This window comes from Candidatus Chordibacter forsetii (assembly GCF_964187505.1).
GTDB lineage: Bacteria > Verrucomicrobiota > Verrucomicrobiia > Opitutales > Seribacteraceae > Chordibacter > Chordibacter forsetii.
Genome location: NZ_CAXLML010000227.1, coordinates 1 through 7,016 on the forward strand (window position 1 = coordinate 1; position 7,016 = coordinate 7,016).

Annotated in this window: 1 protein-coding gene and 1 pseudogene; both read left to right on the forward strand. The window is 43.9% G+C overall.

The annotated features are described in order from the left end of the window. Window positions 1–505: pseudogene (locus tag ACKPQ4_RS09715) on the forward strand (xylose isomerase); the annotation flags it as partial. A 402-nt stretch (window positions 506–907) separates the two neighbouring features. Next, window positions 908–7,016 (forward strand): S8 family serine peptidase (locus ACKPQ4_RS09720; protein WP_407680985.1); only part of this gene is annotated, 6,109 nt, incomplete at its 3' end.

Here is a 7,016-nt window from a genome sequence, read left to right on the forward strand (position 1 = left end):
CAACCACGCCACCCTCGCAGGTCATACTATGGAGCATGAGCTCACCGTGGCCGCCAATGCCGGAAAACTTGGAAGTATTGATGCCAATCGCGGAGATACCTTGATTGGTTGGGACACCGATCAATTCCCCACTGATTTGTATCTCACCACCCAAGTCATGCTTGTTGTATTAAATACAGGAGGCTTCACTACCGGGGGTCTTAACTTCGATGCCAAACGTCGTCGGGAATCCCATGAACCCATCGACTTGATTCATGCCCATGTTGGTGGAATGGACACCTTTGCCCGTGGACTAAAGATCGCCCAAGCCATACGCGAAGACGGTCGCCTGGCAGATTTTGTGCAAGAGCGCTACTCCAGCTTTGATTCCAATGTAGGAGCCAAAGTTGAATCTGGATCCTGCACCTTTGAGGAATTGGAAGCCCATGCATTGGCCCATGGCGAACCTAGCCTGGCTAGCGGGCGCCAGGAAATGCTTGAGAATTTGATAAACGAATTCATCTAAGGTTTTCTCCTCTGAACATAAAGTTTGGTCAGTTTACAGATTCACTTACTGGGTCGTAACACTTCTTCTGTTTATTCACTTTTGCTAAGGACGACTAGTAGTTAGGTCTCTCTGTCTTGATTAAGGCATTAGCTGAGGAAGTCGAAATTGAGTTCCCCCCATCTAATGTACTTGTTTTGAAAACCAGCAAGATGGGCTGATCCTTCAAAGCAGGCTAATCCTACGCAACTGATACAAAAAAAGAGCCTTCCCCTGGGCCTGCTGTGCCTAGAACACAAATCGATACTAGATCAAAGGTTTTGCCGAAAATATTTTAGTGGATCCGTAAGAAAGTAATTTTATTTCTTGCATATTTCCATATTTGCATATTTAGTGTATTTGCATCAATAACACTCGCCTATTATGAAGAAATTCTTATTCCCCCTCTCGTTCCTAATCGTCGCTTCAATCATTCTCTTTATTGAGACAAAAGAAGACGAAGATCAATTCTCAGCAAATAGCACCCAACCAAGGGTAGCATTGAAAAAAACATCACCCGACAGGCAATACCCGCAGACACCAGACAAGTACAAGGAACCTTTAGACAACGAAGAATTAGCGGTTTTAAATCCTTTAAAGGCCAAAGAAGAAAAGGTTTTAACGAAAACAAAGACGGCAAACCGAGCATTAGAAATACTTGAGGGGGTTACCATCGATACGATGGATACAAAAATTATTCCATCCAATCTGCCCGGTGGGCTTGAAACCAGACTAACCTTAATTGAGACAAACCTAAAATACCCTTTCATGATGGTCCAGGAAAAGGGTCAGTCATTTAACCAGGCAACGGAGAGTGTTGAATCAGTCCAAGCACAAGTTGCGACTCACTTAATTCTTCAAGTCCGTCCAGATGTTGATCTATTTGAATTTGAAAACCGCCTGGCTTCTTTGAATTTATCGATAAAAGAAAAACTAAGTGAAGTAAACTTTATCGTTTCTCTTAATAACCCCTCAAGCTTAGACGAAGTAATTACTAAACAAAATGCGATCGAACAATTGGACGAATTTGTCGAAGTTGTAGAACCGGATTACTTCGTCTACGCCATCAAAAACACCAACGATCCAAGGTTGCTTGAATTGTGGGGCCTTCATAACACAGGTCAAACTGGTGGGGGTTCTGATAAGGATATAGACGGTCCCGAAGCTTGGGATCTTTTAACTGGCAGTAAGGATGTACTCGTTGGAATTATCGATACTGGAATTGATCGTAATCATGAAGATTTAAATGAAAATATGTGGACAAACCCGAACGAAATTGCGGGTAACGGGGTTGATGATGATCAAAACGGTTATATCGATGACATCCACGGATGGGACTTTTACAATAATGACAACAACCCACACGATGATAATTCACACGGGACTCACTGTGCTGGAACAATAGGGGCGGTAGGAAATAATGGTAAAGGAGTAGTCGGAGTTAGTTGGAAAGTTTCTATGGTCGGGCTTAAGTTTCTGGGAGGATCCGGCGGGGGATACCTTTCCGATGGTATCAAGTCCATCGCATATGCAACGAAGATTGGTGTAGATCTGACCTCCAACTCATGGGGAGGAGGAGGATATTCATCCTCTATGAAAACCGCCATTGATGAAGCTGCTGCTGCTGGCATTGGATTTGTGGCCGCTGCTGGAAATCATGCAGGTGACAACGATGCTTACCCCAGCTATCCCGCTTCCTATGAATCCGAAAATGTGATCTCCGTGGGTGCTCACGATCATTTTGCCAAGAGTGCCTACTTTTCTTGCTACGGTAAAACCAGTGTTGATTTGTTTGCTCCAGGAGTAAACATTCTAAGCACAATTCCCGGGAACGGATACGCCAGTTATTCTGGAACATCCATGGCCACACCCCATGTTGCAGGAGCCTATGCCTTGATCCTTGCGGCTAATCCCGAATGGCAATCAGCCCAAGTAAAAGATGCTTTATTGGAGAATGTAGATAATGAGGATTCCCTCTTGGAGAAATGCCTAACCGGAGGTCGCCTCAATGTCTTTCAAGCTCTCTCCAACGAACCTCCTGAGGAAAACCTAATTTCTGCTACGCCAAGCTCATTGGACTTTGGAGTTCTAGGGAAAGAAGAAAGCCAAAAACTGGAAGTGGTTCTGAGCAACCGAGGAAATGCAAACACAACCGTAAATGATATTTCTATCTTTAATCAAAATGATGAATCTCTTCCTTTTGAGCTTTCCTTCCCTACTCCATTTGTACTTGAACCTAACACCGCAAAAGCAGGAACCGTAAGTTTCTCCGGTCCTGCTGAAGGTTTATTTACTGCAAATCTTAAAGTAACGAGTGATGCAAGTAATGAATCCAACCTAAGTATACCTTTGAATGCCCAAGTGGTGACCACTCCAAACCTTTCTGTTCAACCGAACAGTTTACATTTCGGGCTCCAAGATCAAGAGATTCAAGAACAAATAATGGTCTTGAACAATTCGGGTGACGGAAATCTCATTTACTCGATACAGCAAAGAAATTCATCACCCTGGCTTATTTTCGATGAAATTAGTGAAGGATCCTTAGCAGCAGGACAAACGATGGAAGTCCTCGTTCAAGTAAATGCCAGTCAAATGCCTTCAAACTATGAAGAAACATTGATTGACGTTGTTTCCAATGACCCCGACCAACCAGAGGTTGCCATCAAGGTGTCTGCCGAACGATTAAGTGAAGATGGAGGGCTTGTATTTCGTCCTGCAAATCTTGAATTTGGAAGTGTTTTTGTCGGTCATTCTAGTGAAAAATTAGTGGAAGTCTTCAATGCCGGTACAAATCCAATTACGATTACCCGGATGGCGTTTTCCGGTTCCTCTTTTTCTCATCACCTCGATTTTCCAATAACCCTGGCTTCCGGAGAAAAAACTTCTGCTAAAATCTACTTCACCCCTCTGAATGAAGGAGCTTTTGAAACAAATGGAATGGTATTTACGGATGAGAACGGATTCACCGTGCGAAACCTACCAATGACTGGGAGTGCGGCAATGGCTCCAAAAATCGTTCATAATCCCCAAAGTATTTCGGCAACCATCAATATGAATGAGCAAAGTCAATTTGCCCTAAATTTACAAAATACCGGAGGCAGTAGCCTGAATTGGTCCTTGAAGGGAGCTAACGGGCTTATGGGCAGTTCATTTTCCTTAGGAACAGTTTTTTCATCCGATCACTTTGCCCCTTTGTTAAAGGGAACAGTTGACAAAAGGAACGGTTCCCCAGTTTCAACTTTAGGCGGGGGCCCAGATTACCATGGTTACACTTGGAGCGACTCTAGCGAAAACGCTGGACCCGATCATATTTGGACTGATATTTCCACCACCGGTATATTACTTGAGGAATTGTCTTCAACTGATGACGGATTTACTCGCCTCACACTCCCCTTCTCTATCGATTTTTACGAGAATTCTTTTGACCAGGTGTTCGTTAGCTCGAACGGATATTTAACTCTTGGTCAAGGATTCTCAGATCACAATCACTTCCCTTTGCCCACAAATATGATGGCGGGTAATTTGATCGCAGCATTTGCAAGCGATTTAGATCCGTCTCGAGGTGGAAATATTTATTACTCATCCGATGAAAATGGATTAACCGTTCAATACGACAAAGTACAAGATTTTTCAGGACAAGGAGAATATACTTTTCAAATTAATTTAAATGCTGGGGGGGTTATTCGTTTAAAGTACGAGAATATGGACGGTCCAATCGATCGGGCAACAACCGGTATTCAAAATGCCTCTGCGGATATTGGATTGCTCGTTGCTTACAACAACCAACAAATTAAATCCGACTCAACCGTCCGCATCTCGACTTCTCCGAAATGGCTCCACACTTCCAAATCTCAAGGAACCATTGAATCCGGACAATCTGAGTCCGTTAATTTGACTTTAAAAGCGGGTTCAATTCGTGCCGGATCCTATGAAGCCCAACTAGAGCTTAGCAGTAACGATCCAGGTAAGAAAATAGTCACTATACCAGTCTCATTGACGATCGAGGAGGATCGAACTATTGCGATTGCTCCAGCAGTGATGGATTTTGGCACTGTTGAGGTGGGCTTAAGTAAAGGTAAAGAACTGGAAATTACGAACTTAGGTAACGCGGGAATTGTTTTGGAAAGCTTAACCATCGACCATCAAGCTTTCCAATCAAACTTTCAAAACTTTGCCTTACAACCCGGAGAGTCAGAAAAGTTTAAGGTAACCTTCCAACCTGGCAGTGGGGACAACTACCTAGCATCCGGAATATTAAAGTCTAATGCACAAAATTCTCCGAACACCATCGAATTAATCGGGAAAGGCTTAGCCACTCCAAAATTGAAAGTAGTTCCTGAGGTCTTGAATGTTTCGGTGGAAGCAGGCAATACAACGGTCAAACAAGTTGCCCTTGAAAACTACCAAGGCCTAGCTGCAGGCTCCTACACGGTAAAAGAAATTCGGAGTAGCACTCAAAATTCAGCAGCTACTAAATTTAACGAACAAAATGCAGAGTCCGGAGAAATCATTCCAGAAGATCCTTTTGCAAATGAGCATGCTCCTAGGGAGTTAATTGTTGCCTTCAAAACAGGCAAAACAAACTTTGAAAACGCTAGTGGACTGGGTGAAAGATTCTCTATCCAAAAGACTTTGGCTTCAGCAAGAACACCAGGCACTACTGCCAAAGCTCTTTCGGCAATGAATATGGTCTTAGTTCAGGCAGAAGAAGGCTTAGAACTGGCCGATTTAGCCGAGCAATTAAGCCAAGATCCAGCGGTAGAATTTGCTGAGCCAAATTACCTTGTCCGCCGTTCCGCATTACCAAATGATCCAGACTTATCCGACCAATGGGCATTAGAAAAAATTCAAGCAGAGCAGGCATGGGACCTGGCGAAGGGGTCTGAATCTGTAGTCGTTGCAGTAATCGATACAGGGATTGACTATACTCACTCAGACTTAGAAGGAAATATTTGGAATAATCCTGGAGAGGTAGCTAATAACGGAATTGATGACGACGGGAACGGTTATGTAGATGACATTTATGGTTGGGACTTTGTTAATTCTGATAATGACCCAATGGATGGCCATAATCATGGTACTCATGTTGCTGGAACCATTGCTGCTGCAACTAACAACAACAAACAAGTTTCTGGAGTTGCCTGGCATACTAAATTAGCCGCCCTAAAATTTCTAGCAGACGGTGGCTGGGGTTACACTTCAGATGCAATTGATGCAATTGCCTACTGTGTAGCTATGGAAATACCGATCAGTAATAACAGCTGGGGAGGAGGCGGATACAGCCAGGCATTGAAAGATGTTATTACTCAAGCCGGAGATGCTGGTCATTTATTCTGTGCTGCAGCAGGAAACAGCGGTTCAGACAATGATCAGAACCCGCACTACCCCGCGAACTTCGACTCAGCCAACATTATCTCCGTCGCTGCATCGGACCCTGAGGATAAGCTCGCCTATTTCTCTTGCTTTGGAAAAAACACTGTCGATTTGGCAGCACCCGGAACCAGCATTCTAAACTTGGTTCCCAACGGAGGTACAGCCTACATGAGCGGAACTTCGATGGCCACGCCCCATGTCACTGGTGCCGCCGCGGTACTTCTTTCACAAAGCCCTTCCTCAAACCATCAAGAACTAAAAAATATACTGATGAACTCGATCGATCCGATCGAAGATTTTGAAGGCAAAATGGTTGCTGCCGGACGATTGAATTTGTTTAACGCTTTGCAAGCAACATCGCCCCATTGGTTAACCGTTAGTCCCGCTTCGGGCGTTGTTGGTGCGGGTACTAAAACAGATCTTGATTTCTCAATTGATGCATCCGGTTTTGTCGCGGGTACAAAGAATGCGATTGTGACTCTCGGTACTAACGATCCTTTGGCCTCTCATATCGAAATTCCTGTTAACCTTACGGTTACCGGAAGTCCTGAAATTCTGGTCAATCCATCTTCATTAGATTTCGGAGAAGTATGGATTGGTAAGAATCGTACCATGTCCATAAAAGTTAAAAACGACGGCACAGATTCGCTCTTGATTCAAGAACTGACCTTTGGTCACCCAGCCTTTTCTTCCAATACTGCAGAGTTCAGTTTAGATCCAGGAATGGAGGAAGTTGTCGAGGTGTTGGGACAACCAAGAGTAAGTGAAAATATATCCGCTAGCTTAACGATAAAGTCAAACGACCCGAACTATCCGGAGGTTAATGTCATATTGACGATGAAGGCAGTTACCCCTCCTGCGATAACTTTCCTTCCTGATTCGATTCAGTTAAACTTAGAACCTGGAGATGAGACATCTAAAACCATTACCCTGACAAACTCTGGGGAATCCCGGGGAGAATGGGAAGCCAGGGTAGTTGAAACTAATGTCAAGCGGTTACGGGACTTGGATTTCTCCAACATATTATCTGGACTTAATGCTGAAGGAAGATCACCAGATTTCTTCAATCCAGGACACGCTTTGTTTCTTGATACAAAACCCTCGGCAAACTTGGAAGATG